The sequence below is a fragment of the Bradyrhizobium sp. JHI2711 genome (assembly GCF_056156565.1).
On sequence record NZ_JBPZPT010000003.1, the window covers coordinates 576,234 to 602,152 of the forward strand.

Sequence of the window (25,919 nt, forward strand, 5' to 3'; positions counted from 1 at the left end):
GAGAGACACGCGACGAGAGGCCCGCATCAGATGCGGGCCTCTTTTCATTGTCCCCGAAGGATCATGTCCGCCGTCTCCAGGCCGCTCGCCAGTGCCGCCTCAACCGTGCCCATGTCGCGGCCGCGATAGAGCGCTTCGCCGGAAAACAGCACCAAGCCGTCGCCACGCGCGAGGATCGCCTGTGCCGCTCGGGTGCGCGGCGTCGCCCACGAATAGGCGCCGCGCGCGAACGGATCATGCGCCCAGTTGGTCGCGGCGGACGCCACCAGCTCGCGCGCGATGTGATCGCGCGGCAGGCCGAAGATTGCGGCGAGCGAGCCGAGCCCGGCATCGATCAATGCTCGCGCGTCGAGGCTTTCCAGCTCCGCCGTGCGCGGGCCGCCGAACCAGCCCGTCAGCACGGGATGCTGGTCCGGATAGCGCGTCCACCAGACCGGGATCGCCTCGTCCGAGAGCAGGAATGTCATGTCCGCAAGGTCTTCCTTGCGCTCGCGCCACCATGGCCGCGCGAAGCGCAGCAGGATCTTGATGACGTTGCCAAAGCCGATGTCGTCGACAGCAGCCAGCTTGGCACGCGCGCCTGCCGGTAGCGCGATCTCGCGCAGCAGCGGCAGCGGCACGGTGAGGATCATGCGGTCGCAGGCGTGCACGTCGCCGCCGGCGCAGCGAACGATCACCGCGCCGCCCTCCTCCGCAATCGCCGACACGACGCTGCCGAGGCGGATGGTGACGCCGTGCCTGCGGCAGTCGGCCGTCATCACGTCGATCATCGCGCCGTAGCCGCCTTCGATGCGCGCCTGCGGAGCGTGCCCGCCGTCCATCCATTCCGCGCGCAGCGCCAGCGTGGAGGCGCGTTCGGGATCGGCCGCGTCATAGCCCTCGACCATCCGCTCGATCGAATGGCGCAGCGGCGCGTAATTGTCGCCTGCAAAATGCCGGCGCAGGAAGTCGGCGACCGTGAGGTCGTCCTTCAAGTCCGCGAGCTTGGCCTGAAGCTCCGCTTCATGGGGATCGTCACGCGCCTCGCGTGTGAGCTTCGTCCCGTCAAAGCTCCACTGCTCGCCTTCGATCTCCTGAAGCGACAGGCCTGCCTCGCGCAGCAATGCGCGGGTGACCGGCGCCTCGCCATGGACGAACTCGGCGCCGCCATCGGCGGCATAGCCGAACTCCGAGGCCGGCAGCGGATGAATGCGGCCGCCGCAGCGCTGGCGCGCCTCCAGGATCGTCACCTTGCGCCCCGCACGCGCCAGCTCGCGCGCCGCCATCAGGCCGGCCGCGCCGGCGCCGACGATGACGATGTGCTCGGACGGATCGGACATGGCCGCGCCTTACCGGCTCACGGCTTGCGGGTCGTTCTGGATCAGATAGCGCAGCAGCAGGACGTCGCCGCCGAGCTCGCGCGTGCTCTCCAGCGTCATCGCGGCGATCGGCGCGCGCCGGTCGCTGTCCGCCTCGGTGGAATCGAACACGTACGGGGCGCCTTTTGCGCCGTCGATCGCAGGGCTGAGGATCAGGTTGAATTCGTCGATGAGGCCGGCGCGCAGGAACGCGCCGTTGGCAACGCCGCCGCCCTCGACCAGCAGGCGCTTCACGCCGAGCTCGCGGCTGAGAATGTCCAGCGTCAGTGCGAGGTCGATCTCGGATTGGCCGGCAAAGATGTAGGACACGCCCTCGCCGCGGAGGCCAGCGAGATGCGAATCCGGGACGTTCTCGGTCAGCACGACGACGATCGGATCGCCGCCGATCTCCGCGCGCCCCCAGCCGATCTTGCCCTCGGCATCGAGCACGACGCCGTAGGTCTTTGCATCGCGCCGGGCGAACCAGTTTTCGCGCGGAAATTTCGCGTCCGTCGAAGGATAGGGCCTGCCCTTGGCGAACTCCGAACCCGTGACGCGGCCGATCACCCAGGCATCGCCGCCGAGCTCATCATGGATCTTCTCGAACCAGTCCGTGCCCGCGCCTTTCGGACGCCAGCGGCTGGGATGCGTGCGCCCGTCGAGGCTGGAGTGCATCAGGCAGATGACATACGGTTTCATGCAATCCTCAGGGCAGCGCTCAGGCCGCGGGTCCACCGCGCGCGGCACGATCGTTCACGATCGCCGCCAGCGGATTGAGCTTGGGTGGCGCGATGAGCTGGAGCGTGTTGGTGTCGTGGTGATTGAACGGCGCGCCGCGCACGAACAGCTCGGTCTGGATCAGATAGGTCCAGCTGCCGTCGTCGTTGAAGGTGATGTCGCAGCGGTAAGCATCGGTGCGGAAGGCCTGTTCCAGAAAATCGGTCGAGCAGATCCCGTAGGCGGTGTCGCCGCGCTTGGCGGTGACCGAGATCGTCTTGTCGTCAGGCCCGGCCTTGCCCGAGGCCAGCAGCACCTGCCCGCGCGGGATCGCCAGCGTCTGCATGATCAGCCCGGTCGCCGGCTCCCACAGCCAGTAGCCGACCTGGTCGTGGAAGGTGATGTCTTCCTCGGGCGTGTTGATGTGGATGTGGTACCGCAGACCGTACAACAGCTGCGGCCCGTTGGCCTGCGGATCGATCGGATCCATGCGGATGTGCTCGATGAAGGTCCGCCGCTCCGGCCCTTCCGCCTTCGGATTGATGTCGATGCCCTTGTCCGCCTGCCAGGTGCCGGCAAGACGCCGAAGCGGGCCGAGATTGGCCAGGCCGTCGGGCGAGACGTCCTCGGGTTCGGTGAAGATATCGGCGGGAATGGGGAGCATGGCGGCCTCGCGGGGGTGCAGAGACCAGCCATAACACGGGCAGGCGGCGGCCTGAATTCAACTGTTAGCGGCACAGCGTCGGAGGCATTCGAGCCATGCGAGGATGCGCATTGCATCCCGCGCCCGCCTCTGGCGCTGCAGCCGGGCCGGTTGACGAAGACGCCGAGGCTGGCGCGCCCCCGCGACCGCTTCAAGCCGCTTCCGACACCGATCTCGCACGCTGCTCGAGCACGCCGATCGTCGCGACCAGATTGTCGCGTCGGGCGCGAAGGTTGGCCGCGAGAAGCGGATAGGTCGGCTGAATCGGGTCGAACACCCCGGCGCGCGCCTCTTCCTCGAGAATGTCGGTATTAATCAGCCGAACGCGCCACCATAGATCGGCGATCAACGCGTCGAGCCGGAGTTCGTCAGCAGCACCAGAACGGGACACTTCCTGCATCACTTGCCTCAACCTGAAACGGCCTCTCCGCCGAGGCCCGGGCTTGGGTCAGGACTGAGCAAGGGGAGTGCCAGGACGGGCGGGCGCAGCTTCCGAACCGGCAATTGAGGAACGCTCTTCGGCCCAAGGGGCTCTAGTGGCGGGGTATGATGAAAACGCCTGAGGCATTGACCTCACGCCACCCGCCGTTTCCGGCGCGCCGTGGGGGCTTGCCAGGAGAGGCTTGCAAGCGGCACGGGCTTGCTGAAGTGAAATCCCTGGCCGAGCGGGATGCCGAGTGATTGGAGCCGTCTGACCTGTTCGGAGGACTCGACCCCCTCGGCGACGATCGACAGCTTCAGCGTCTTTGCGAGCTGCACGATGGATTTCAGCACGGCGACGGTCTCGCAGCGATCGATCCTGTCGATGAAGGATTTGTCGATCTTGACCTTGTCGAAAGGAAAGGCCGTCAAATAGGACAACGACGAGTATCCGACACCGAAATCGTCGAGGGCAATGGAGACGCCGAGCGCCTTGAGGCGCTGGAGCGTCCTGAGGTTCTCCTCGGTGTCGGCGAGAAATACGCTTTCGGTGATCTCGAGCTCGAGCCGGGTCTGCGGAAGCCCGCTCTGCGTCAACGCAAAGGTCACGGTGTCGACGAGATTGGCGCTGGCAAATTGCAGGGCGGAGAGATTGACAGCGACCTTGATGTCGCCCGGCATGCTCATCGCATCGCGGCAGGCCCTGGCGAGCACCTGGTGGCCGAGCTCGACGATCAGTCCCCCCGCCTCGGCAACCGCAATGAACTCCGCCGGAGGGACGTAGCCCCTGGTGGCGTGATGCCAGCGCGCCAGGGCCTCGACCGATTTTACCCGACCGGTGCCGAGCTCGATCACAGGCTGATAAAACAGCTCTATCTCCTCGCGCCAGATCGCTTCACGCAGCTCGATCTCGAGCACGTTGCGTTGATCCGCTTCCGCCTTGAGCTCCGGTGAATAGACGTGGAAGCAGTTTCTGCCGGCATTCTTCGACCTGTAGAGCGCAAGATCGGCGTTGCGAAGGATCTCGTCGACCCGCGTGCCGTGCTCGGGCACGAGCGCAAGGCCAATGCTACAGCCGCTCACGACGGGGTGGCCATCGATGTGAAAGGGTTCGGCAATGGCCTCGACCAGCCGCGCGGCCAGGCTTTCAGCGCCCTCGCGCATCGCGGCCCCGCCGGGTGCCACGATGACGGCAAATTCGTCGCCGCCGATTCGCGCCGCCGTATCGGCATCACGGATCTGCGCCTTGATCCGGTCGGCAACCTGCTTCAGCAACGCGTCGCCGCATTGATGGCCGAGCGCATCATTGACCGACTTGAACTTGTCGAGATCGAGCAGGAGTACGGCGAACGCGGGCTCCGGCCGGCGCGGGCGGGCCAGCGCCTCGTCGATGCGCTCCTTGAACAGGTTGCGATTGGCAAGGCCGGTCAGGCTGTCGTAATGCGCGAGCCGCTCGATGCGGTCCGCCGACGCCTTGCGCTCGGTGATGTCCTCATGCGTGGCAACCCAGCCGCCGTCCTCGCGCCGGCCGTAGGAGATGTAGACGACCCGGCCGTCCGGAAACTGCACGGTGTTCGAGATCTGCTCCGACTGGGCGAGCCGGTTCTTCAAATCGACGAGGTACGCCTCGACGTCGAGCACGGCGGTCTGCTTCGCGAACACCTCCCGGAAGTCCATGCCGATCCGGATGTCTTCCGGCACGAGGTCGTAAAGTTCGAGCCATTGCCGGTTGAACGCGATCAGACGGTCGCGGCCATCGAACATGCTCAAGCCCTGGGGGAGGTTCCTGAGCGCATCCTCGAACTTGCTGGCGAAGTCGCGCCGCTCGCGGTGGGCGCGATCCAGCGCCTGCTGCCGTCGCCAATGAAATGTCGTCGCGGCGAGGATGATGAACGTGAGCAGCACCGCGCCGCCGAGATAGACCTTCTGCCTGAAGGCGGAGCGGGAATAGATCTCCTGCTCCGAAATGCCGACGGTGAAGATGAGCGGAAACGCACGCGACCTGCGCGCCGTGATCAGTCGGTCGCTGCGGTCCGGTCGGTTCTCGTTCCAATATTGCGCATAGAAGCCGTCGCCCAGTTCGCCCGCGACGCGGCTCGGCGCGCTTTGTCCCAGCACTGACCCCTGGTCCACGCCCCGGGCGGCGAGCACGACGTGGCTCGCATTCCTGAGCACCAGCGTTCCTCCGACGCCGAGCTTTGCGGTGTCGTAGAACCTGCCGACGACGTCGACGCTGATCGAGCCGACAACCACGCCGACCCGATTGCCGGCGAGATCGAACAGCTTTCTCGCGAGCTGTATCGTCCACTTTTTGGACGCGCGGCCCAGCACCGGCTTCGCCACGTAAAGGCGATCGTCGACCTGCGACATGGTATGAATGAAGTGCTCGCGATCACCGAGATAAAGCGGCGGACCGGAATAGCCCGCCGTCGTCTCGGTCATGTATCCGTCCGATCCGATCAGAGCGAACTGGACCACGTCGCCGGTGGCGAGGCGGGCCTTGTCGGACCAGAACTTCAGGCTGAAGGCCTGCGGATCCTGGGCGTAGAGTGCCTGTACCACCAGCAACGACTGATCCACGCGCTCGAAGATGCGCTCGGTGTTCTCCTCGAACAATTCGGCGACGCTGTTGCCGTGCGACCGCGCTTGCTGGATCGCGTCCATCCGCTCGGAGGCGGTGATTGCGAAATAGCCGATCCAGACCAGGGGGAGAAAGAACAATGCGATCTGCAGCGGAGCATTCCGCAGGATCGCTCTTCCGGCTTTGCGGACTGCCCCTGCGGGAATCACGACGCGCACCCCCGCTTCGGCCGCCAGGGCAGAACTGCGCTCGCCCGCAGTATTGGCATCGCCTTGTCTCCGCCTCGACTGCACAGGGACACCCGCGCGGGTGCCGTTCATAGCGCGAAGGTAGCCGAAACAGCCTTAAGTTTTTGTTTGGAGGAAGCTCAATTCTTCAGCTCAAAGCCTCCGTATCATCACGGAGGTCGGCTGGTATTCAGGCACATCGCCATGTCGCAAGCGGCACATTTTAACCGTCTTTGGACCGTTTTTCACATCGCGCGCGCAAGGACGATCGTGCCGGACAGGATGAGGAGCGCGCCTGCCGCATAACTCAACCGTTGGCCGAACGGCAGCAGCTTCTCGGCGGCGACATAGAGCGCGATGCCGATGATCCAGGCCAGGTTCATCACGCCGCCGACGAACAGCAATACCATCAGAAACCAGCAGCAGCCGACGCAGTAGCTGCCGTGGCGAAGTCCCATCCGGAATGCGCCGCGCGTGCCGGGCCGCCAATATCGACTGAGAAACAACAGCGGACTGTCGCAGTAGCGCAGGCAGGCCTGTTTGAGCGGCGTGAACTGATAGAGCCCTGCTGCAATCAGCACGCCGCCGCCCAGAATCGCGCTGGTGCTTGCCATCGCCATCGACAACAACCCGAAGCGTTCGAATGCTCCTTGCACCAGGACCGCAGCGAGACTGAACCCGGCCCACGTCACGAGATAACCGGCGAGAAAGATCCAGCTATCGATTGCGGCGCGGGAGGCAGCCTCCTGCCTTCGCTTGACGGTCGCATACAGGAGAACGGTGGGCACCGCGCTCGGCGCCATCATCGCGATCATCATCACCCACCACATCACGAACAGCAGCGCGCCATAGAACGGCGTCCACGGCATCGGCGCCATGTCCGGCATGTCGGCCATCATCTCGGTGTCCATGCCGGCGCCCGCAGCGAGATAGGCCCAGGCGAGCGCGACCACTGCGGCGGTCCCGATCGCGACGATCAGCCGGTCGCGGTGGAGCAAGTGTTCGAGTATCGAGCGCTCCTGCATCGACTTGTCCATGGCGACGAGGAGCTGACACCGAGATCTCGTGTCGGTGTCAGCGCCGCATCATGCCGCAACGCCCTTGGGCGTCTGCACGACATTGGCGAGCGAGCTATGCGTAGCGCGGGTCTCGAACCGGATCGCGCCGGTCGAGCGGATGTCGGCGGATGCGACCTCGGCCGCCCGATGTTCGAACCCTTCGGGCATGACCACCTGGATGCGGTGCGGATCACCGGTCACCGGATTCTTGATCGGCTCGACATCGGTCTCGAGCACGCCCTTGGCGACGAGTCTTGCGACGCGTCCGTCCTTGTCGAAGGAGAACTCGAACGGCACAAACACGGGATCATGGATCTTGGTGACGATCATGCTGACGATCTGGAACAGCGTGCCTTCGGCCGAATGCTTACCGGAGAAGATATCGAACAACGCCTGTCGCTGCTCCGCCGTGGCGCGTTCGTCGATGATGGGCTGGATTGTCCCGTTGCCCTCATGCAGCGGCCCGGGGAAATCGACCGTGATCGCAAAGCAGAGACCATCGAGCCTGGTCCCTTCGAAATGTCCCTTGGCGATCCGCATGGCGACCAATCCCTTGCAATAGCCTTGGGTCGGCCGTGCGTTGAAATCGCAGGGGCAGCCGAACGCACAGGTGCAGTTCTTCATCCATTCGCCTTCGAGACGCCAGTCCGATGCAGCCATGGCACATCTCCTGATGTGAGCGGGGACGCGGCAGCCGTTGGATTTGTTCAGCGTTCTTGTCGAAGCAATGCGAAAAGGCGCGAGCGGGATCGAGATCCGATCAGAAGGCCGGCATCGCAGAAATAGTCTGGTGGCGAGCTGCCGTTTACTGTCGGAGGATCATATCAGCGGCGGCCGGCTGCGTATAGCGGACGAGGGTCGTGGCTCGGGGGCAGCTACAGCTCGGGGGATGTCCGACGTCCGGGGCGTGGTGCGCAGGGGCGGGATGCGCTCTCCGACGCTCTTGTAATTGAAATATCGAGAGAATTTCTAGCAAGCAACAAGAACGTATTGGCATGAGTGAGCACGTCCGGCTTTCCCTTCGGATTCCAGAGGATGCCAAATTGGTGAAGCCGCGCCGTGAGGAACGAGAACTGCCGAAACCGATCGAGGCCGCCATGGGCTTCGATCGCCAGTTGCTGAAGATTGGCATCGATCTCTTCCCTCACTCGTCCAGGAAGGTTCGGCAATGGGCGACGAACCTCGCTGGATACTGGAACAGCGCGCCGTGGCCGGAGTCCGGATAGAGAACGAGCTGGGCGTTCTTCATAGCCTTGAACATGTTGTAGGCGTTGATGCTCGGAAACATCGTGTCGTCGCTGCCGTGCACGATGAGCGTAGGCTGCGCGATGGCGCCGAGCGTCGCTTCGCCTTCATGCTTCCTGGCGCACCAGCCAATGATTGCCTTCGCCTGCGCGTTGCTGACATCCTCGCCGCTGTCCGGATCACGATCCTCCTTGCGCATGGTTGCGCGGGCGACGAAAGCGCGGCCGGCGCGCTGACTTTCTTCGGAGGGTGTGAAGAACAGGGGCAACCGCACATCCGTCCCGCTTTGAGCGAAGGCTTCGTCGACTACGGCGAGCAGATGTTCCTCGCCCCCGCGCGGTGCAGCGCCGGCGATGATGAGCTTGCGGATCAAGCCGGGGTGCTGCACGGCAAGCACTTGGGTGAGCATGCCGCCGAGGGAGAAGCCGAGGAGGTCAACCTTTGGCAGATCAAGGCCTCGTATGAATGTCTCGGCATCAGAGGCCATCTGCTCCACCGTGTCGGGCGTCCGGCCGGTGGAGGTGCCTATGCCGAGATTGTTGAACACAATGACCGGCCGCGTTTCAGCAAGGCTATTCACCACTGCCGGATCCCAGGCATCCATCGTCCCGGTGAAGTGCTGCAGCAGGATGAGCGGCGTCCCGGCCGTCGGGCCGAGCCGCCGGAAGGCGAAGCGCACATCGCCGACGTTCAAAGATTCTGTTCTAGCGGTTTCGAGCGACATGGTTGCTCCTTTGTGAGTTGCATTTGCTTGATGCGGAGTCGATCCTGATGATTGGCAGCGCATCTACATGGTGAGGACGATGCGAAAGCGGGCTTCGCCCGCCATCATCTTGCGATACGCTTCCGGCGCGCGTTCTAGCGGCATCGTCTCGATCATGGCGGCAACGCCAGCGAGCGAGCTGAACCGCAAGGTGGCATCGGCGGTCGCTGGATCGCCGGTCAAGGCGCCTTCGATCGAACGCTCGCCGAACAGGAGGTCGGACGTCGCGATCTCCGCAGGTTCGGGAGATGCGCCGAGCGCGATGATCCGGCCGCGCGGCCGAAGCCCCTTCACCGCGTCTGCCACAGCGCTACCACCTGACGCGGTGATGACGACGAGCTGCGCGCCGCCCAGATCCTGCAGCGCGGAAGCAACCGCGACGCTCGAGCTGTCGACATAATGGTGGGCGCCAAGCTTTCCGGCGAGACCACCTTTGTCCGGTCCGCGCCCAATCGCCACGACCTCGAAGCCCATGCGCCGGGCGAACTGCACGGCGAGGTGCCCGAGGCCGCCAATGCCGATCACGGCGACCAGATCGCCGGCGCGAGCGGGAGAGTTGCGGAGCGCGCTGAAGGTCGTCAGTCCGGCGCAGAGCAGCGGAGCGGCGTCTTCCGAGGCGAGCCCATCGGGAATCGACACGAGGCCACTTGAGCGCGCGAGCATGTACTGCGCGTAGCCCCCGTCATGATGAACGCCGGTGAACTCCTGGTTCCGGCAATTGACGAGATCGCCGCCGCGGCACTCTGCACAGTGTCCGCAACTACCTCCGAGGAAGCCGATGCCGACGCGCTGCCCGAGCGTCCAACCCTCGACGTTGCTGCCGACCGCGTCGATCACGCCTACAGCCTCGTGGCCCGGCACGCGCGGCCATTGGATCGGAAAAGCCCCTTCGACGGTCGCGGCGTCGGAGTGGCAGACACCGCAGGCCTCGACGCGAAGGCGGACCTGCCCGGGGCCGGGATCGACAAGCGGCTTTTGCGTCAGTTCGAGCTGTCCCGGCGCGACGGCCTGAACAGCGCTGTATGTCGTCGGATCGCTCGACATGAAAGCTCCAAGGTCTGAAAAACCTGTCGGAGCGCTACCAGCGGCCTGCCCAAGCCGACAGGACGTAGATGCCATCATTCCGGCCATGCATGGCGAAACATCGCTGGAACGACCATCTAGGCGATTAGCAACCGTCGCGGAGAAAGCATGAAGATCGGCCTCGTCCTTTGCCCGAGTTTCCAACCCGTCTGCTTCGGAGCCGTCGCAGCGTTCGACGTGGCCAACAAGCAGGCCGGCGAGAAGGTCTATGACGTGCGCGTCCTCTCGGAGGAAGGAGGACTGGTCGCCTCGTCATCCGGCATGCAGGTCATGACGGACCCAATCGACGATGCTCGCTATGACACGCTGATCGTCGCCGCGGGCCTGGAGATACCGACCTCGTCGCCGGGATTGGTTCGGCTGCTTCGCGCTGCTGCTCGCGACGCGCGCCGCGTCGCCGCCATCTGCCTGGGCTCGTTCGTCCTGGGAGATGCGGGCTTGCTGAACGGCCGGCGCGCCACCACGCATTGGCGTTACGCGCAGGCGCTGCAGGACCGTTTCCCCAGCTGCGAGGTCGACATGGACAAGATCTTCATCGCGGACGGACCGATATGGACGTCAGCCGGCATGACCGCGGGAACGGACCTGGTCGTGGGCATGATCGAGCGCGACCACGGCTCCGATATTGCCCGTTCGGTCGCGAAGGGCATGGTCATGTACCATCGCCGCTCAGGCGGACAGTCCCAGCATTCCACTTTGCTGGACCTCGGCGCGAATGAAGATCGGGTCCAGCGCGTGCTGAACTACGCTCGTCAGAACCTTGCCGAAAACCTCACCGTTGACGAGCTTGCCGAGGCCGCGTGCCTCAGCCCCCGGCAGTTCACGCGGCTGTTTCGGGCGGAAACCGGCACCACGCCCGCAAAGGCGGTCGAAGCGTTGCGTGTCGAAGCCGCGAAGTTGATGCTGGAACAAAGTCGGTTGCCGATCGAGGTCATCGCTCGCGAGGTGGGGTTCGCGAACCGAGAGCGGATGCGTCTGGCGTTTGCGCGCGTGCTTGGGGAGGTCCCTAGAGCCATCCGCAATGATGCCGGACCGCTGGCCGCACTATGATCGACGCGCGACCGCGGCAATGCGTGTGAGAAGGCGGCCCATGTCGGATCAATCGTCATAAGGCCACCGGCTTCTCACGCCGTCGAGTTTGGATTCCAAAGGCTCATCGCTAGCTGAGCCGGATGTTGGAAAGATCGATCGAAACGACGAGGGGCTCGGTGCTGAAGCTGCCGTCTGGCTGGCGGGAATAGATCCGGCGTTTCGTCGGGAATTTGATGCCCGAGACTTCCGTGTAGTCTTCGATGATATGCGCGCCGGGCGTGTTGCCGGAGATCTCGACGTTGTAGTCGTGGCGCTTCAGCAGCCCCTCACCGTCGAAATAGAGCGTCTGCACGGTGCTGTGCGTCGCGATCTCTGCCGGAAATCGCACCGCAAGGCGGCGCCAGTCTCCGCTGTCGGTCGGCCAGGGCTCCAGTTCCTCGGTCTCAAGTCTCGGCCAGGCAAGCAGGAACGGCATGTTCAGATAGGTCCACATCGCGCAGCCGGCGAAGTAGGCGAGTTGCAGTTCAGTCCACGGCGTTTGCAACTCATGGCCGGCAAAGCTCGCGCGCGGCTCAAGCAGCTCTTCGAGAACCGTTCCGTTGTCTGCTTCCAGAGCCACCCGGCTCGGCTCAAAGCGCGAGCGGCGATGGTCAGCGCCGAACGGAGCGTGTGACGCCCACTGCCTCTTCAGACCCACGGTGACGTTGGTCCGCTCGAGGGTGACTGCCTGTCCCTTCAAGGACCACAGGACGCCGCCCTGCACAAGATCGGCCGACACCTGCTCGAACTGCCGCCACCGATCGAGGCCTCCATGGGCTTCGATGGCTATATCCTTGAGTTGCTTCATGGTTGGGCTCCTGCGGAAGCCGCGCGGGATCGCGCAGCCTTTAGCGGGAGCCTAGGCGGTCGGCCAAGCCTGCCGAACGACTTAGATGCCTTGATTCCAGACGCCGCCGCGCGCCGGGTTTTCCAGATGCCTCTTGGCAAGCTCCAGGAAGAGAAAAGAAAAACGCGAGCGCGCTTCGCGCCGGTCATCTGGCAAGCGCTATCGTACGAGATCGTGCTTCAGTGTGGAAAAGCGTAGATTGGTGCCCAGGGGCGGAATCGAACCACCGACACTGCGATTTTCAGTCGCATGCTCTACCAACTGAGCTACCTGGGCGTGCTCCAAGAGAGGGGCCAAAGCCCATCGAGCGGGCGGTTTATAGTGGGCTCGAGGCGGCCTGTCCACCCGGCTTCGCCAAGTGGCTGCGCCGGGCGCGGCCCCTCTGTGCACAAGATCGAGCGGGGTTGCTGCGGCTGGTGCTCGGCACCTCAGTGACGCTCTTAGTACATTGAAATAGCTCGATTATTCGACGTCGTCGGTTTCGTCGTCGCGGCCGGGGATGACGTAGGAGCCCTTCAGCCAGCGGTTCAGGTCGACGTCGCGACAGCGCGAGGAGCAGAACGGACGGGTGGCCTGCGTCTGCGGCTTGCCGCAGATCGGGCAGGTTTTGAGCGGGCCGGTGGGCTTGTTGACCTGGTCGTCCATGGATGTCGGCAGCTTACACGGGGTGACGGGGTTCAAGAGCCTGCCCGGAAACGGGTTCCTGGCGCAGCCGCGCATGCGCCGCGGCGCGGACCCGGCAGGGCCATTCTACTGTGCATGGGGTTGTTTTCGAGGTTTTTGTCGGCGCGGCCCTTGGGCTCACTTGGGCTCACACCGCGGTGGTATTGAGCCAGCCGAAGCGGATCGGAAAGCCCTCGCCGCCGAGCAGCGTCGTGGTCTCGTACAGCGGCAGGCCGACGACGTTGGTGTAGGACCCCACCATCTTGACCACGAAGGATCCGGCGATGCCCTGCACGGCGTAGCCGCCGGCTTTGCCGCGCCATTCGCCGGAGCCGATATAGGCCTGGATGTCGTCCTCGGACAGGCGCTTGAAGCGCACGCGCGTCTCGACCAGACGCTGGCGGAAAGCCTCGCGCGGCGTGACCAGGCAGATCGCGGTGTAGACGCGGTGGTTGCGGCCCGACAGCAGCCGCAGGCACTGCGCGGCCTCGTCGACCAGATTGGCCTTCGGCAGGATGCGGCGGCCGACCGCCACCACCGTGTCGGCGGCGAGGATGAAGGCGCCGCGCAGCTCGTCGTCGAGCTGCACCGACTTCAGCGCAGCGTCGGCCTTGGCCCTGGCCAGCCGGTTGGCGCAGGCGCGCGGCAGCTCGCCCCGCTTCGGCGTCTCGTCGACGTCGGCCGGCCGGAGCGCATCCGGCTCGATGCCGGCCTGGTTGAGCAGCGACAGCCGACGCGGCGAGCCGGAGGCAAGTACGAATTTGGGGCGGCCAAGCATCAGGTGATTTGGAAGATGAGGCAGGGGTGAATTGCGCGCGGAACCTATCGGAAGGGGGCCGATTTCACAACCCGGGAACCGGAGTTTGGTGATTCGATGTATCCGCCACGGCTGTGCCTGCTCTCTGTGACGCGGGTGTTACGGAGGGCCGATGCTACCCGTTCGCCGCGCCGACCTTGGCGAAGCGCCGCCGGATGCGCATCAGAAGCTGATCGCAGACCTCGCGATAGGCAGCTAACTTCTGGTCGCGGCTGCCTTCGATGGTGGTGGGATCCTGCGTCGGCCAGTATTCGACCTCGGCCGCGAGCGTTCGCGTCAGCTCCAGCGCCTTGTGATGCGCTTCGGGCGAGAGCGTGATGATGAGGTCGAAATTCAGTCCCTCCCAATCCTCCAGCTCCTCGAAGGTCTGCGGCTTGTGGCCGGAGATGTCCTGGCCGAGCTCGCCCATCACGGCGACGGCGAAGGGATCGAGCTCGCCCTTCCTGGTGCCGGCCGACTTCACATAGAGCCCTTGCGGAAACATGTGCTGCAACAGGCTCGCGGCCATCGGCGAGCGCACGCTGTTCATCGCACAGGCGAACAGCACCGACTGAGGATCGCGTGCGCGTGGCGGATCCGCCATCGCGCTCAGCCTCTTTTGATAGAGGGCATGGCCTTGTCGGAAAACCGCTGCACACTTTTCCGGGCCATGCCCTAACCCTTCCAGTGCAGGACAGTAATGAGCGTGAACAGCCGGCGCGAGGTCTCGAAGTCGACCCGCACCTTGCCTTTCAGCCGCTCCTGCAGCGTGCGCGATCCTTCGTCATGGATGCCGCGGCGGCCCATGTCGATGGCCTCGATCTTGTCGGGGGTCGCGGTGCGGATCGCCTGGTAATAGCTGTCGCAGATCATGAAATAGTCCTTCACGATCCGCCGGAACGGCGTCAGCGACAACAGATGCGCGACCACGGGCGTGCCGTCCTCGCGGCGGATGTCGAACATCAGCCGGTTGCCGGTGATGCCGATATGCAGCGTGAACGGGCCCTTGCCGTCCGCACCCTCGGGCGCAAACAGGTTCTGCTCGATCAGATCGTAGATCGCGATCGCCCGCTCGTGCTCGATGTCGGGCCCGGAACGGCCAATCGATTCCTCGTCGAGCGTGACGCCGACGATGCGATTAGTTGAGTCGTCCTGTGCGGGCGGCTTTGTCATGACAGATTGAGGCGCAATCCAATCGAGCGGGAATGGGCATCCAGCCCCTCCGCCTTGCCGAGCGTCATCGCGGCAGGTCCCAGCGCACGCAATTGGTCGGGCCCGCATTTCAGGATCGAGGTGCGCTTCATGAAGTCGTGCACCGAGAGGCCGGAGGAAAACCGCGCCGAGCGCGCCGTCGGCAGCACGTGATTGGAGCCGCCGACGTAATCGCCGATCGCTTCGGGCGTGTGCGGCCCGAGGAACACCGCGCCGGCATTGCGGATTTTCGCAGCGAGCGCGTCGGGATCGACGGTCATGATCTCGAGATGCTCGGCCGCGATGGCGTCCGCGAGCGGGACGGCGTCGCCCAGGTTCTTCACCATGATGACGGCGCCGAAATCGGCCCAGGACGCGCTGGCGATCGCGGCGCGCGGCAGCGTCTTCAGCTGCGCCTCCACCGCCTTTTCGACGTCGGCAGCGAGGCGCGCCGAGTCCGTGATCAGGATCGACTGCGCGCTGGAATCGTGCTCGGCCTGCGCCAAGAGGTCAGCGGCGATCCAATCGGCGTTGCCGGTGTCGTCGGCGATGACGAGCACCTCCGAGGGGCCGGCGATCATGTCGATACCGACCTTGCCGAACACCAGCCGTTTCGCGGCAGCGACATAGGCATTGCCCGGGCCGACAATCTTGGCGACCGGCGCGATGGTCGCGGTGCCATGCGCCAGCGCGGCCACCGCCTGCGCACCGCCGACACGGTAGATCTCGGTGACGCCGCCGAGATGGGCGGCCGCCAGGACCAGCGGATTGAGCTTGCCGTCCGGCGAGGGCACCACCATCACGAGGCGCGACACGCCGGCGACTTTCGCCGGCACCGCGTTCATCAGCACCGATGACGGATAGGCCGCCGTGCCGCCGGGGACGTAGAGGCCGGCGGATTCGATTGCGGTGTAGCGCCAGCCAAGCTCGACGCCGAGCGGATCGGTGAAGCGCTCGTCCTTCGGCAGCTGGCGGCGGTGATAGGTCTCGATACGGTCGCGCGCAAGCTCGAGCGCATCCAGCGTCGCAGGCTCGCAGGCCTTCACGGCGGCCTGGATCTCGGCGGCGGAGACGCGCAAGGAGGATGCGTCCAGCCTCAAGCGGTCGAACTTGGCCGTCGCCTCGAGCAGGGCGGCGTCGCCACGCTTGGCCACGTCGTCGACGATCGCGCGCGCGGCGGCCTCGACGTCGGCCGACGCCTCGCGCTTGGCGGCGAGGAAGGCGGCGAATCGCTGGTCGAAATCGGCGCTGCTGCGGTCGAGGCGAACGGGCATGTTTCGCTTGGCTTCCGGCTGGTCTTGAGGGGCGGGTCGGCGCACCAGGTCCCCTGCTCAATGGCGCGGCGGGAAAGCTGCGTCAACCCTCGGCAGATGCCATCCCAGCCAGGGCCCATTCGGCTGGTATACGGCCTCTTCAGCCCTCCCCCTGGACTCCAGTGCCCAGCGTGTCGGCCCCGAGGTCGGTCAGCTCGCATTCCAGACACTCGACGTCCAGGCGGATGGCGCCGCCCTGGGCGAACAAAAGCAGGGCGCTGCCGCCGGGCTCCTCGGCTCGGCCGTCCCGGGGGTGAAATTCAATGCCGACGAGATCCAGGATCTTGTCCGGCGCGGCGAGGTCAATGTTGCGCGACTTGCAGGCGAGCACACGGTCGAAACGGAGCGCTGCGACCAGCCGGCGCGGCTCGGTCTCGCCCTCCAAGGTCTGCTCCCAGTCCAGCCGGCTCATTCCGACCACAAGCCGTTTCTCGCCCTGCCGCCAAATGATATCGGAAGCCTGGACGCGGGCGTCCTGGACATGGGTCGAGATCACGGCGAGGTCGTCGGCGTCGAGAGCGATCAGTTTGAGCTGGGGCGACATCGCCGCGCCTCTCCTGGAGTGGACGGGGCTCAACGCGCACGAGCCCCGAAATTTCCACACACAAGTTAAGCCCTCGTCCGGCTCGCCGCTACGCGGCGAGCCACCCATTCCCACAACAAGGGAGGGTGAGAGTCGTGAAACCTCACTCCCTGAAGAACGCCAGGAGATCCGCGTTGATCGTCTCGGCATGCGTGGTCGGCATGCCGTGGGGGAATCCCTTGTAGGTCTTCAGGATGCCTTTCTTGAGCAGCTTGGCCGAGAGCGGCGCCGAGTCCGCGTATGGCACGATCTGGTCGTCGTCGCCATGCATCACCAGCACCGGGACGTTGATCTTCTTCAGATCCTCAGTGAAATCGGTTTGCGAGAACGCGACGATGCCGTCGTAATGCGCTTTCGCGCCACCCATCATGCCCTGGCGCCACCAGTTCTCGATCACCGCTTCCAGCGGTTTTGCGCCGGGGCGGTTGTAGCCGTAGAACGGGCCGGCGGCGATGTCGCGGTAGAAGGCCGAGCGGCCGGCGGCAAGCTGGGCCTGGAAATCGTCGAACACGCTCTTCGGCAGGCCTCCGGGATTGGCTGCGGTCTGCACCATCAGCGGCGGCACCGCGGAGAGGATCGCGGCCTTCGCGACGCGGCTCTCGCCGTGACGGGCGATGTAGTGCACGACCTCGCCGCCGCCGGTGGAATGGCCGACATGGAGGGCGTTCTTGAGGTCGAGATGCGCGGTGAGCGCGGCGAGATCGTCGGCATAATGATCCATGTCGTGGCCGTCGGCGACCTGCGCCGAGCGGCCGTGGCCGCGGCGGTCATGGGCGATGACGCGATAGCCGCGCGTGACGAAGTACATCATCTGCGCGTCCCAATCGTCCGAGGACAGCGGCCAGCCATGGCTGAACACGATCGGCTGGCCCGAGCCCCAGTCCTTGTAGAAGATCTCGACGCCGTCTTTGGTGGTGATGGTGGGCATGGTGGGGCTCCTTTCAATGAGAGACGTCATTCCGGGACGCGCGTCAGCGCGAACCCGGAATCTGGAGATTGTTAAATCGGGATTCTCAGGTGCGCGATTGCGCACCAGAGTTTATCGCTGTGCGATGGCCGGAATGACGAGAGGGGCCAATCAGGCAAACGCCAGGGGCTTGTAGCGGCGCCAGGCGCCGATGGTCAGCACGACGAAGAACACCAGCACGATGCCCTGCACCACGGCGAAGACCGGCCCCGATGGCGGCGCCGGGGGCACGGCGGGCGCGAGCGCGGCAAGTGCGGGCACCTTGAGGAACGACTGGATCACCAGCACGAAGACGTTGAAATAGAGCGAGATCATCGCGGTGACGATGTAGACCGGGCGCCAGACGCCGCCGAGCTTCATGCCGTAGAGCGCGAAACAGGCGATCGCGAGCAGCACCAGCGAGATGATGCCGATGATGTGCGAGGGCAGCAGCTCCTTGAATGGAAACAGGAAACCAGTCGCGCTGGTGAGAATGGTGAACAGCAGGAAGATCGCAGTCAGGCCCGGCATCGACTTCGAGCCAAGCAGGCCGAACATCACGACAAGCCCGGCGACGATGGCAATCAGGCTGATGATGACATGGATCAGCGTAAGGGCGGGCAGGCTTAGGCCAAGCACCATGACATCTCTCCTACTCTCGGCGTTGAGGTGACGAGAATAGTATTACGGTCCTCATCGGATTACCACCTGCGTTGTCGTCACATGCATGAGCGCAGCCATGCGTCATCGTGCGAAATCGAAAAACGCATGGCTGAACTTTTTGCAGCGCTGTCACAAACGACGGCAGGCTTTCGACGAAAGTTGAATCGAACTCACACGTTCTTGGTATCGAAGATCAGGATGTCGGCACCGCCGCTGGCGAATTTCGGCACGTCGGCGCCGGTCGCCTTGCCTTCCGGGCTGGCAAAGGCGGCCTGAACGTCGGCCACGCTGTCGAAGGTGAGGATGGCGACGAGATGGATTCCGGAAGGGCCTGCGGGAGATGCGACCGGCCCTTTGCTGACGGCGTAGTTCTTCAGGCCGGGAAGTTTCTTGGCGAGTGGAATGTGCGTCTCGGCATAGTACTTGTCGAAGGCGGCAGCATCCTTGGGTGTCTTGTAGAGCACGACGACTTCAGCCATTTGGTCCTCCCGTTGAATCGTTGTTTTTTCCGCGCGCGATTTGCCTCGCGACGAGGGGATAGTCACGCATTGCGCAGCAAGATGACAAGCCGGATTTGGCTTGCCATTGCCTTGCCTTGTCCTTGACTAAAGCGCCGGTTTTGCGGCGTCGCCGAGATAGCCATGCAGGGAGGCAACGACCTGCGCGCCCTCGCCGATGGCGCCGCCGACGCGCTTGACCGAGCCGGAGCGGACGTCGCCGACGGCGTAGACGCCGGGCACGGAGGTCTCCAGCGGCGCCACCAGCTTGCCCTGGTTCTGCTCCGACTGCGCGCCCGTGACGACGAAGCCGCCGCGATCGAGCGTCACGCCGCAACCGTCGAGCCAGGACGTGGCGGGATCGGCGCCGACGAACAGGAAGAGATTGCGGATGTCGGCGGAATCCTCGTCATCCGACAGCCGGCTCTTCCAGCGGATGCGCCGCAGCAGCGAGGCCTCGTCGCCCTCGAGCGCGGTGATCTCGGTGTTGAACATCAGTTCGATGTTCGGGGTCGCTTCGATGCGCTCGATGAGATAGCGCGACATGCTGGCGCCAAGGCCGCCGCCGCGGATGATCATCAGCACGCGTTTGGCATGGCCCGACAGGAACACGGCCGCTTGGCCGGCCGAATTGCCGGCGCCGACCAGAGCCACCTCCTCGCCGGCGCAGAGCCGCGCCTCCACGGGCGATGCCCAGTACCAGACGCCGCGGCCCTCGAACTTCTCGAGGTTGGCAATATCGGGACGGCGATAGCGCGCGCCGCTGGCGACCACCACCGAACGGGAGCGCAAGGTTTCACCGCAATCCAGCGCCAGCGCGAAGGTGCCGTTGACGCGCGAGCAATCCAGCGAGCTCACCGACATCGGAATCATGATGTCGGCGCCGAACTTCTGCGCCTGGGTGAAGGCGCGGCCCGCCAGCGCCTGGCCGGAGATGCCGGTCGGGAAGCCCAGATAGTTCTCGATGCGCGCGCTGGCACCGGCTTGGCCGCCGAAGGCGCGGGTGTCGACGACCGCGACCGAGAGACCTTCGGACGCCGCATAGACCGCGGTCGCGAGCCCCGCCGGCCCGCAGCCGACGATGGCGACATCGTAGATGCGGTTGTCCTTGGCCCCGCCGATCATGCCGATGGCGCGGCCGAGCTCGGTCTCGCTGGGATTGCGCAGCACCGTGCCGCCGGCCGTGACGACGAGCGGCCAATCCTCCGGCTTCGGCGAATAGCGCGCGATCAGTTCGGCGGCGTCATGCTCGCTCTCGGGATCGAGCAGATGATGCGGCTGGCCATTGCGGGTGAGAAAGCCCTGCAGGCGCACCACGCCCGCGGAGTTCGAGGGCCCGATCAGCACGGGGCCGCCGATGCCGCCCTGGATCAGATTGACCCGGCGCAGGATCAGCGCGCGCATGATGCGCTCGCCAAGCTCGGCTTCGGCCACCAGCAGCGCGCGCAGCCGGTCCGGCGGGACGAGCAGCACCTCGACATTGCCTTCGGCGCGGCCGTCGACCAGCGCCGGCCTGCCCGAGAGCTGGCCGAGCTCGGCCAGGAATTGCCCCGGCCCCTGATCGATCACGGGCGTGACGTGGCCGAGACCGTCGCGCTGGGTGATGGCGACGTGGCCCGCCAGCACCACGAACATGCCGGGCCCGGGCTTGCCGGTCTCGAACAGCAACTCGCCGTCCGCGTAGGTGCGGATTTCGCCGAAGTGCCTGATCCGTTCGATCTCGGCGGGCGTCAGCGCCGGAAAGGTCTGCTCGGGGCGGGTGAACCGCAACAGCTGCGCATCACGATCGGTTCGTTGTGTTTCGTCCTGCCCCATGGCCACTGCTTGCACTCCAAATTTCCAGCCGCCGGCGTTCAACGAGAGGTCTTGCCGGCGGCCCCCTCATTTAGGGAACCATCGTCGTTCTGCGAGGGGTCGGTGCTTGCGGCGCGTTCGCGCGCCTGCAACTTCCGCCGCTTCAGGTTTTCGCGCAGCGCCGATTTCAGCCGGTCGTCCCGGGACGCCCTCGGCTGCCTCGCGCTCTTGTCAGTCTCGTCGCCCATCGCGGCTCCATCACAGCAACCGGCCACAGGATGCCATCGAAGTGTGGCAGCTCAAGAGGGTGAGGCGATAGGACCCTTGCGAAACGCGAGATGGATCGAATCCGGCTCCCCGGCCAACTGACCAGTTGGGCAGGGATATCAGACCCCGAATCGGCATGAAGGCGGTCAGTCCGGACGAAAACGGGCATTTTGGCGCCGATATCGGCCCGATTTTCTCGTTTTGGCGGGGCTAGCAAGCTTGCGCAGGAGGGGGGCTTGTGGCAGATATCGGCCCGCTTGGTAGGCCCCTCGGGCGGCCGATTCTTGTCCCAGCACATGCTGCCGTAGCTCAGTGGTAGAGCACTCCATTGGTAATGGAGAGGTCGACAGTTCAATCCTGTCTGGCAGCACCAGCTTTCCTCACCGACGCGAGCCGTGTTGAACCAAGCCTTGTTGAACCAAGCCTTGTTGAACCAAGCCTTGTGCCTGGCCAGCGCGCCCGCAACACCCATGGATGCGATCGTGATCACACGCTCCCTGCCCTATGAAGGACTGCTCCACGAGATCGTCGAGCATAATGGCGTGCTCTATCTCGGCGGCATCGTCCCTGAAGATGCCGGGCTCGACATGGCCGGCCAGGCCGAGGATGTGCTGCGCCAGTTGAAGACCCTGCTCGAGGGGGCCGGCTCCGATCTGTCCTGCGTTCTGCAGGTGACGATCTTCGTGGCCGACCTCACTGAGAAGGCCGCGTTCAACCAGGTGTGGAAGCGCTATTTCACCGCGGAGCATCTGCCGGCGCGTGCCGCGATCGGCGTTGCGGATCTCGGCCCGGGCGTCAAGCTGGAGCTGACGGCGATCGCCGCGCGCCGCTGATCCTCACGGGCGAGAAGAGCAAGTTCGGTCGTTTCGTCAGTCTTCCACACATGGCTTGGCATTCTCGCGGCCCGAAACGCCCGAGTTTTGCTCGTTTCCTTGTCCCTCTTCTATGAAGAGGGCGCAGGGAAGGCCGGGTGCCGGCTGGCACCCACGGTCCGCTGTGCGACAGCACACGCAGAAAACTGCACAGCGGCATACAGGTGAAGCCCAACACACGGCCTTCCCTGCGCAGTGGTTTGACGGCTTATGCCTGCTCTCCCCGGAGCCGAGTTCCTTCTGGCCTCCATCACCTCGCGAATTGACGATGCCTCAAGGCCCGGTTGAGCCCAGATGCATCTCCGCAAGGCTTGACCGTAGCAACGACGGTCAGGACCACACGGTTTTGCCGTACGCAGCTTCCGGCTCCGCCAAGAGGCTTCGCCGGATGTTGGCGCCGTCCGTTCCGCACGCTGTGAGACCTCACGAGGTTCATCTCGCCCTGGTCCCGCCCCGCGTGCCCGACGCAGCCGCGTCCACCGCACCCTGGCCCTCGTTCGTGACGACGTACGATCGCCCCTCTCCCTGGGCCGGGATGAGCGATGGATACTGCAATTCCGAATTTCGGTAAAGTGGAATATATTGCGGGAAGGGATTGACGGGGGCTGCGCGGGAGAGGCGGTGTTTTGCCCGACGGGCCAGAAGCGTTGCGATCGGTGTCCTTCCGGTTGCGCCTCTTCGAAAGGTTGCGGCCACACGGCACGTTGACCCCTCATTTCATGGTGCTAGTCTTTTCGCTCGCGACCTGTCCGGGAGGACACGATGGGATGGTTCGACCGCCTGTTTGGAAGGATGTCGGAGCCGACGATTCCTCTTCTTGCGAGATTTCGGCGGAAATCAAAAGCACCGACCGATCCTGATCTTTTGAAAATCGCCAAGGACCGGAAGGGACATGTTTCCCGCAGAGCCGTCAGGGACGAGTATAATCGGCTGGTCCTGGAGAAGTACGCGCACGACAAGTCGTGATGCGCGTCGAGGATCTCAGTAGCCCGTAGGATGGGTAGAGCGAAGCGAAACCCATCTGCTCCTTGTCGAGCCACGAAACATGATGGGTTTCGCAAGGGCTCTACCCATCCTACGCACTGCGCACCATCAATGGTCGCCATTCATTTGCAGTGCTGCGAAGCGGTCGTCCGAACGGCGCAACCGCCGGCATAGCTCGCGATTGATGTTCTGCAGAACGATCACGTAGGCGTGGATGTCGGCCTTGTAGCAGGCATAGAGCTTTTGGGCCGTCAGCTCGTACAGCACGGTCGGCGCCTCCGCGATAACAGTGGCGGAGCGGTTCTGCATTTCGATCAGCGTCATCTCGCCGAAGAAATCGCCAGGCTCCAAACGCGATATCGGGATGACCCTGCCCGCATGCGTGCGTTTGCTCACCGCCAGCCGGCCGGACTTGACGATGAACATCGAACGTCCCGGCTCGCCCTCGGCCACAACGGTCGCGTCGGCCTCGAAGCGGCGCTCGACCAGCATCGAGATCAAGAGGTCGAGGCCTGCCTCCGAAAGCCCGCCGAAGAACGGCGTCGCCAGCAGGAACGCTTTCAGATCGGGGGACGTGACGAGCATTGCGCGAGGTTACGCCCGGTCGAAGGCTGCGGCAAGCTAAGCGGTGCAGCCAGGTTCCGTCATTGCGAGCGTAGCGAAGCAATCCAGGAATGTGTCCGCGGAAACAGTCTGGATTGCTTCGTCGCAAGGGCTCCTCGCAATGACGCGGCGAGAGATTTCACCTCTCGACTCTGGACCACTGCCGCGCGCAGCGAAACCCATCAGACTCGTGCGGTGGCGAAGATGATGGGTTTCGCAAGTGCTCTATCCATCCTACGGGCCGCACAGTGCGAGCTATTTGGGCCGGCGCCCCGTGATCGCGTGCGCGCGCGCAGTGCAGGTGATGCGGCCGTCCGCATGCGCCGGCAGGCCCGCACGCACCCGCGCGATGAGGGTCTCGACGTCCGCGGGCCTCATGGCGGCAACGGAAGGCCGGAGCGCGGGGGACTTCAGACTGATTGCCCAGAAGTCATCGAAACCTGAGAACGTCCGTTGCACCGTAATCTCTCGCGTTTGCACGTCCTCGAGACCTGCTCCTCGCCACAGGTCCCGCAACGCTTCCATGCGAGAGGCGTCCATCCGCGGCGGGCGCGTTGCCGGAATGCCCATCGCCTTCATCTCGTCGTAGATCGGGTCGAGCGGAAAGCCGCCGCCCAACATGTCCCACATATACGTCATGACCGCACCGCCGGGGACAACGACCCGCACCATTTCGCTGACGCCCCTCGCGGGGTCCGGAACGAACACCAGAACCAACGCCATCACGGCCGCGTCGAAGCTGGCGTCGGCGAAAGGAAGTGCCATCGCATCGCCCTGGTGAAACTTTGCCACGCGCGCCGCAGGTCGTGTGCGCGCAAAAGCGAGCTGCTCTGCCGAGGGGTCAATGCCCTGGACCTCGGCGGGGCTGCAGCGCTCGACCAGGAGTTCAGTGAAGGCGCCGTTGCCGCAGCCGATATCGATCCAGCGCAAGCCTGCAGGAGGTGCCAGCCAATCAAGGAATATCTCGCCGGCGAACCGGCTCCAGATTCCCATCATCTGCTCGTAGGCGGCACCATCGTCGAAGCGAATGGTCTGCTCTGCCATGTCGAGATCCTCCCGGCTCGATGACGATGCTTGGCGCGCGCCATTCTGCGCACAAGAGATGGGACTGGGGAAGTCCCCAGGTTATCGCAGATGACTCGTACCAGCGGCCAGCGCGCACGCCTCGTCCTTCGAGACGGCGCTGACGCGCCTCCTCAGGATGAGGCTAATCAGCATCAGTGCTCGTTGAAATTTGCTGCCGCGCACTCCACCCTCATCCTGAGGAGCCCGCCCAAAGCGGGCGTCTCGAAGGATGGCCGCGGGGAAAACTCCCAAATGCGATAGCCCCCTGGGGAAGTCCTGGAGCTGACCAGATCCGCCGGATTATTGCCGTGCGACATTCTCCCCGCGCGGCGCCTGTCGCTTCCGCCACACCTGCAGGTCAATCATGACTTTCACGGCCGCCGCGAGGACGAGCGCACAGAGTGCCACCTTGGAGATCGTCTCCATCGTCCCCTCGATCAGCAGGCAATGGACCACGCTGCCTGCGACGATGACGATGGCGAGGGGAATATGGATAATGCGCCAGGTTCGCGGGCGCAATCCCAACCGCCTTCGCAACAAAGCCAGGAATGCAACCGCGAAGATGGCCCACATCGCGGTCACGCCGAAGGGAGAGAACGGCGTCGGCGATGAGAAGGTCAGTGCGTCCACCATGTCGGGCGGGCTGGTGATCCAGAGGCCGGCGACGTGGATCAGAATCGCGAGAGCAAGCGCGCCGCCGATCCAGTGATGGGCGCGCCTGCCGCGATAGGCCGACAATCGCGGCAGGTAGCCGCCGATCAGCAAGGGCTGCACGAGCACGAGACCGAGGGCGATGATCCCGGCGAAGCCGGCGATAATGTAGACAGGATCGCGCCATGCCAGCTGCTCGCTGGCCGCAGCAAGCGCAACCGGCACGCCGATCGCCAAGCCAAGGGCGCCCCAGATCAGGGGCGCCCGGGCCGATCTCCATCGCGTCATCTGCAAGTCGGGTTCAAGCCGGCTGCAGCACGAAGTGCGCCTCCAGGCTGGTCTCCTTGGCGCTCCGCATCACCGGCCGCAGGAAGACGGTCTTGAACTCGCCGCTGTCATAGGCGAGGTGGCCGTGCGGCTGGCCGAAGATCGGAATGATCTGCGGCATCTCCAGCCGGAACCTGCCGTCCTTGTCGGTGAGCGTTGCGCCGTGGCTCTGCGGCTCGTGCTCCCGCCCTTCGACGGTGTGCGCCCAGATCTGGATGCGCTGCCCGGCCAGCGGAGCCCCGTCGCCGGCGCGGCGCACGGTGCCGCTCATCCAGAAACCGCCCTTGCCGATCCGCTCCACGATCGCCGCGCCCTTGCGGTAATTGTTCGCGCCGCCCGACATCGACTCGGTCGGTGCGAGGCCGCTCGCACGGGCGGGCAGCAGGACGCCGGAAGCGCCGGTTGCCAGAAGGCCCGTTGCGAGGACGGAGCCGCCGGCAGCGAGGAGGTTGCGGCGGGTGAAGACGACCGTGGTCATGTCAGTTCCTCCTGGCAGCAGCGCAGCTGCTTCCCGCAAGCTACAATACCAGGTGTAAAACGCCCAGTTGGCGCGAGGGGCGCCAGGGCCTGCAATAACAGTGTTGTGAACGGCCGTCTTCGCGGCGTGCATCTCTCAGATGAGCTGACAAGAGGGGCCCGCAAGTGCTCTACC

28 protein-coding genes and 2 tRNA genes are annotated in these 25,919 nt (G+C 64.8%); 4 read left to right on the forward strand and 26 right to left on the reverse strand.

The genetic code is table 11. From position 1 onward, the window contains the following. Nucleotides 1-44: 44 nt before the first annotated feature. From ACTEK7_RS25020 to ACTEK7_RS25060, 9 genes are all read right to left on the reverse strand, one after another. Nucleotides 45-1,319 carry a flavin monoamine oxidase family protein gene (locus tag ACTEK7_RS25020; RefSeq protein WP_225147324.1) on the reverse strand — a complete coding sequence of 425 codons (1,275 nt, stop codon included), beginning with the start codon at nt 1,317-1,319 and terminating at the stop codon, nt 45-47. Nucleotides 1,320-1,328: 9 nt separating this feature from the next. Then, the gene (locus ACTEK7_RS25025) at nt 1,329-2,036 is read right to left on the reverse strand and encodes a RibD family protein (RefSeq protein ID WP_225147323.1); all 708 of its coding nucleotides are present in this window, start codon (nt 2,034-2,036) and stop codon (nt 1,329-1,331) included. 19 nt (nt 2,037-2,055) lie between these two features. Continuing rightward, nucleotides 2,056-2,718, reverse strand: coding sequence for an FABP family protein (locus ACTEK7_RS25030; RefSeq protein WP_225126896.1), 663 nt, complete (start codon nt 2,716-2,718; stop codon nt 2,056-2,058). A gap of 190 nt (nt 2,719-2,908) precedes the next feature. Next, nucleotides 2,909-3,157 (reverse strand): hypothetical protein, encoded by a 249-nt coding sequence (locus ACTEK7_RS25035; protein ID WP_225147322.1) that lies wholly within the window; start codon nt 3,155-3,157, stop codon nt 2,909-2,911. 173 nt (nt 3,158-3,330) lie between these two features. Continuing rightward, nucleotides 3,331-5,898 (reverse strand): bifunctional diguanylate cyclase/phosphodiesterase, encoded by a 2,568-nt coding sequence (locus ACTEK7_RS25040; protein WP_225147321.1) that lies wholly within the window; start codon nt 5,896-5,898, stop codon nt 3,331-3,333. A 332-nt stretch (nt 5,899-6,230) separates the two neighbouring features. Beyond that, nucleotides 6,231-6,896: a DUF2182 domain-containing protein gene (locus ACTEK7_RS25045; RefSeq protein WP_345944114.1), complete on the reverse strand. Its 666-nt coding sequence runs from the start codon at nt 6,894-6,896 to the stop codon at nt 6,231-6,233. A gap of 174 nt (nt 6,897-7,070) precedes the next feature. After that, complete coding sequence (locus ACTEK7_RS25050) at nt 7,071-7,703, reverse strand: DUF1326 domain-containing protein (RefSeq protein ID WP_036014350.1); 633 nt, start codon at nt 7,701-7,703, stop codon at nt 7,071-7,073. A gap of 484 nt (nt 7,704-8,187) precedes the next feature. Beyond that, nucleotides 8,188-9,012 (reverse strand): alpha/beta fold hydrolase, encoded by an 825-nt coding sequence (locus ACTEK7_RS25055; RefSeq protein WP_225147320.1) that lies wholly within the window; start codon nt 9,010-9,012, stop codon nt 8,188-8,190. 63 nt (nt 9,013-9,075) lie between these two features. Continuing rightward, nucleotides 9,076-10,095, reverse strand: coding sequence for an alcohol dehydrogenase (locus tag ACTEK7_RS25060; protein ID WP_225147319.1), 1,020 nt, complete (start codon nt 10,093-10,095; stop codon nt 9,076-9,078). A gap of 147 nt (nt 10,096-10,242) precedes the next feature. Between ACTEK7_RS25060 and ACTEK7_RS25065 the strand changes: the two genes are divergently transcribed. After that, nucleotides 10,243-11,184: a GlxA family transcriptional regulator gene (locus tag ACTEK7_RS25065; protein WP_225126902.1), complete on the forward strand. Its 942-nt coding sequence runs from the start codon at nt 10,243-10,245 to the stop codon at nt 11,182-11,184. Between the two features lie 109 nt (nt 11,185-11,293). Here the strand turns inward: ACTEK7_RS25065 and ACTEK7_RS25070 are convergent, their stop codons facing one another. From ACTEK7_RS25070 to ACTEK7_RS25130, 13 genes are all read right to left on the reverse strand, one after another. Then, a complete protein-coding gene (locus tag ACTEK7_RS25070) occupies nt 11,294-12,013 on the reverse strand; it encodes a hypothetical protein (RefSeq protein ID WP_036027003.1) in 720 nt (239 codons plus the stop codon). A 239-nt stretch (nt 12,014-12,252) separates the two neighbouring features. Beyond that, nucleotides 12,253-12,328: transfer RNA gene (locus ACTEK7_RS25075), tRNA-Phe, on the reverse strand. A 186-nt stretch (nt 12,329-12,514) separates the two neighbouring features. Beyond that, nucleotides 12,515-12,697 (reverse strand): DNA gyrase inhibitor YacG, encoded by a 183-nt coding sequence (gene yacG, locus ACTEK7_RS25080; RefSeq protein ID WP_036027000.1) that lies wholly within the window; start codon nt 12,695-12,697, stop codon nt 12,515-12,517. A gap of 166 nt (nt 12,698-12,863) precedes the next feature. Next, nucleotides 12,864-13,493 (reverse strand): Maf-like protein, encoded by a 630-nt coding sequence (locus ACTEK7_RS25085; RefSeq protein ID WP_057027605.1) that lies wholly within the window; start codon nt 13,491-13,493, stop codon nt 12,864-12,866. 154 nt (nt 13,494-13,647) lie between these two features. Beyond that, nucleotides 13,648-14,115 (reverse strand): arsenate-mycothiol transferase ArsC, encoded by a 468-nt coding sequence (locus ACTEK7_RS25090; RefSeq protein WP_225147318.1) that lies wholly within the window; start codon nt 14,113-14,115, stop codon nt 13,648-13,650. Nucleotides 14,116-14,186: 71 nt separating this feature from the next. Continuing rightward, nucleotides 14,187-14,684: a UPF0262 family protein gene (locus ACTEK7_RS25095; protein ID WP_025032375.1), complete on the reverse strand. Its 498-nt coding sequence runs from the start codon at nt 14,682-14,684 to the stop codon at nt 14,187-14,189. Further along, complete coding sequence (hisD, locus tag ACTEK7_RS25100; protein ID WP_225126906.1) at nt 14,681-15,976, reverse strand: histidinol dehydrogenase; 1,296 nt, start codon at nt 15,974-15,976, stop codon at nt 14,681-14,683. Before hisD ends, ACTEK7_RS25095 begins: the two co-directional genes overlap by 4 nt. 139 nt (nt 15,977-16,115) lie before the next feature. Then, nucleotides 16,116-16,559 (reverse strand): DUF2948 family protein, encoded by a 444-nt coding sequence (locus ACTEK7_RS25105; protein ID WP_036014359.1) that lies wholly within the window; start codon nt 16,557-16,559, stop codon nt 16,116-16,118. Between the two features lie 142 nt (nt 16,560-16,701). Further along, complete coding sequence (locus ACTEK7_RS25110; protein ID WP_128264893.1) at nt 16,702-17,526, reverse strand: alpha/beta fold hydrolase; 825 nt, start codon at nt 17,524-17,526, stop codon at nt 16,702-16,704. Between the two features lie 150 nt (nt 17,527-17,676). Beyond that, the gene (locus ACTEK7_RS25115) at nt 17,677-18,186 is read right to left on the reverse strand and encodes a hypothetical protein (protein ID WP_036014365.1); all 510 of its coding nucleotides are present in this window, start codon (nt 18,184-18,186) and stop codon (nt 17,677-17,679) included. Nucleotides 18,187-18,377: 191 nt separating this feature from the next. Beyond that, on the reverse strand, nt 18,378-18,686 hold the full coding sequence (locus ACTEK7_RS25120) for an EthD family reductase (protein ID WP_036014366.1): 309 nt from the start codon (nt 18,684-18,686) through the stop codon (nt 18,378-18,380). A gap of 126 nt (nt 18,687-18,812) precedes the next feature. Further along, nucleotides 18,813-20,519 carry an FAD-dependent oxidoreductase gene (locus ACTEK7_RS25125; RefSeq protein ID WP_225147384.1) on the reverse strand — a complete coding sequence of 569 codons (1,707 nt, stop codon included), beginning with the start codon at nt 20,517-20,519 and terminating at the stop codon, nt 18,813-18,815. Between the two features lie 38 nt (nt 20,520-20,557). After that, nucleotides 20,558-20,746: a hypothetical protein gene (locus tag ACTEK7_RS25130; protein WP_036014369.1), complete on the reverse strand. Its 189-nt coding sequence runs from the start codon at nt 20,744-20,746 to the stop codon at nt 20,558-20,560. A gap of 317 nt (nt 20,747-21,063) precedes the next feature. Here ACTEK7_RS25130 and ACTEK7_RS25135 point away from each other — a divergent pair. From ACTEK7_RS25135 to ACTEK7_RS25145, 3 genes are all read left to right on the forward strand, one after another. After that, nucleotides 21,064-21,138: transfer RNA gene (locus ACTEK7_RS25135), tRNA-Thr, on the forward strand. Between the two features lie 109 nt (nt 21,139-21,247). Further along, a complete protein-coding gene (locus ACTEK7_RS25140) occupies nt 21,248-21,598 on the forward strand; it encodes a RidA family protein (protein ID WP_085969234.1) in 351 nt (116 codons plus the stop codon). Between the two features lie 801 nt (nt 21,599-22,399). Next, a complete protein-coding gene (locus ACTEK7_RS25145; protein ID WP_036026980.1) occupies nt 22,400-22,603 on the forward strand; it encodes a hypothetical protein in 204 nt (67 codons plus the stop codon). 126 nt (nt 22,604-22,729) lie between these two features. Here the strand turns inward: ACTEK7_RS25145 and ACTEK7_RS25150 are convergent, their stop codons facing one another. The 4 genes from ACTEK7_RS25150 to ACTEK7_RS25165 all read right to left on the reverse strand — a co-directional run bounded on the left by ACTEK7_RS25150 (nt 22,730) and on the right by ACTEK7_RS25165 (nt 25,745). After that, complete coding sequence (locus tag ACTEK7_RS25150; protein ID WP_036014373.1) at nt 22,730-23,206, reverse strand: cyclic nucleotide-binding domain-containing protein; 477 nt, start codon at nt 23,204-23,206, stop codon at nt 22,730-22,732. 273 nt (nt 23,207-23,479) lie between these two features. Then, nucleotides 23,480-24,268: a class I SAM-dependent methyltransferase gene (locus ACTEK7_RS25155; RefSeq protein WP_036026978.1), complete on the reverse strand. Its 789-nt coding sequence runs from the start codon at nt 24,266-24,268 to the stop codon at nt 23,480-23,482. A gap of 321 nt (nt 24,269-24,589) precedes the next feature. After that, nucleotides 24,590-25,228 (reverse strand): ferric reductase-like transmembrane domain-containing protein, encoded by a 639-nt coding sequence (locus tag ACTEK7_RS25160; RefSeq protein ID WP_225147317.1) that lies wholly within the window; start codon nt 25,226-25,228, stop codon nt 24,590-24,592. A 13-nt stretch (nt 25,229-25,241) separates the two neighbouring features. Further along, on the reverse strand, nt 25,242-25,745 hold the full coding sequence (locus ACTEK7_RS25165) for a peptidase associated/transthyretin-like domain-containing protein (RefSeq protein WP_036014379.1): 504 nt from the start codon (nt 25,743-25,745) through the stop codon (nt 25,242-25,244). Nucleotides 25,746-25,919: the final 174 nt, after the last annotated feature.

Coding starts and splice junctions, on each gene's coding strand:
- ACTEK7_RS25050 (WP_036014350.1), bottom strand. CDS start 7,703: ATGGCTGCATCGGACTGGCGTCTCGAAGGCGAATGGATGAAGAACTGC.
- ACTEK7_RS25115 (WP_036014365.1), bottom strand. CDS start 18,186: ATGGTGCTTGGCCTAAGCCTGCCCGCCCTTACGCTGATCCATGTCATC.
- ACTEK7_RS25035 (WP_225147322.1), bottom strand. CDS start 3,157: ATGCAGGAAGTGTCCCGTTCTGGTGCTGCTGACGAACTCCGGCTCGAC.
- ACTEK7_RS25160 (WP_225147317.1), bottom strand. CDS start 25,228: ATGACGCGATGGAGATCGGCCCGGGCGCCCCTGATCTGGGGCGCCCTT.
- ACTEK7_RS25110 (WP_128264893.1), bottom strand. CDS start 17,526: ATGCCCACCATCACCACCAAAGACGGCGTCGAGATCTTCTACAAGGAC.
- ACTEK7_RS25090 (WP_225147318.1), bottom strand. CDS start 14,115: ATGGCGGATCCGCCACGCGCACGCGATCCTCAGTCGGTGCTGTTCGCC.
- yacG (WP_036027000.1), bottom strand. CDS start 12,697: ATGGACGACCAGGTCAACAAGCCCACCGGCCCGCTCAAAACCTGCCCG.
- ACTEK7_RS25085 (WP_057027605.1), bottom strand. CDS start 13,493: ATGCTTGGCCGCCCCAAATTCGTACTTGCCTCCGGCTCGCCGCGTCGG.
- ACTEK7_RS25130 (WP_036014369.1), bottom strand. CDS start 20,746: ATGGGCGACGAGACTGACAAGAGCGCGAGGCAGCCGAGGGCGTCCCGG.
- ACTEK7_RS25150 (WP_036014373.1), bottom strand. CDS start 23,206: ATGCTCGTCACGTCCCCCGATCTGAAAGCGTTCCTGCTGGCGACGCCG.
- ACTEK7_RS25125 (WP_225147384.1), bottom strand. CDS start 20,519: ATGGGGCAGGACGAAACACAACGAACCGATCGTGATGCGCAGCTGTTG.
- ACTEK7_RS25095 (WP_025032375.1), bottom strand. CDS start 14,684: ATGACAAAGCCGCCCGCACAGGACGACTCAACTAATCGCATCGTCGGC.
- ACTEK7_RS25165 (WP_036014379.1), bottom strand. CDS start 25,745: ATGACCACGGTCGTCTTCACCCGCCGCAACCTCCTCGCTGCCGGCGGC.
- ACTEK7_RS25155 (WP_036026978.1), bottom strand. CDS start 24,268: ATGGCAGAGCAGACCATTCGCTTCGACGATGGTGCCGCCTACGAGCAG.
- ACTEK7_RS25070 (WP_036027003.1), bottom strand. CDS start 12,013: ATGAAGCAACTCAAGGATATAGCCATCGAAGCCCATGGAGGCCTCGAT.
- ACTEK7_RS25020 (WP_225147324.1), bottom strand. CDS start 1,319: ATGTCCGATCCGTCCGAGCACATCGTCATCGTCGGCGCCGGCGCGGCC.
- ACTEK7_RS25105 (WP_036014359.1), bottom strand. CDS start 16,559: ATGTCGCCCCAGCTCAAACTGATCGCTCTCGACGCCGACGACCTCGCC.
- ACTEK7_RS25030 (WP_225126896.1), bottom strand. CDS start 2,718: ATGCTCCCCATTCCCGCCGATATCTTCACCGAACCCGAGGACGTCTCG.
- ACTEK7_RS25060 (WP_225147319.1), bottom strand. CDS start 10,095: ATGTCGAGCGATCCGACGACATACAGCGCTGTTCAGGCCGTCGCGCCG.
- ACTEK7_RS25145 (WP_036026980.1), top strand. CDS start 22,400: ATGGGATGGTTCGACCGCCTGTTTGGAAGGATGTCGGAGCCGACGATT.
- ACTEK7_RS25055 (WP_225147320.1), bottom strand. CDS start 9,012: ATGTCGCTCGAAACCGCTAGAACAGAATCTTTGAACGTCGGCGATGTG.
- hisD (WP_225126906.1), bottom strand. CDS start 15,976: ATGCCCGTTCGCCTCGACCGCAGCAGCGCCGATTTCGACCAGCGATTC.
- ACTEK7_RS25065 (WP_225126902.1), top strand. CDS start 10,243: ATGAAGATCGGCCTCGTCCTTTGCCCGAGTTTCCAACCCGTCTGCTTC.
- ACTEK7_RS25120 (WP_036014366.1), bottom strand. CDS start 18,686: ATGGCTGAAGTCGTCGTGCTCTACAAGACACCCAAGGATGCTGCCGCC.
- ACTEK7_RS25025 (WP_225147323.1), bottom strand. CDS start 2,036: ATGAAACCGTATGTCATCTGCCTGATGCACTCCAGCCTCGACGGGCGC.
- ACTEK7_RS25045 (WP_345944114.1), bottom strand. CDS start 6,896: ATGGACACCGAGATGATGGCCGACATGCCGGACATGGCGCCGATGCCG.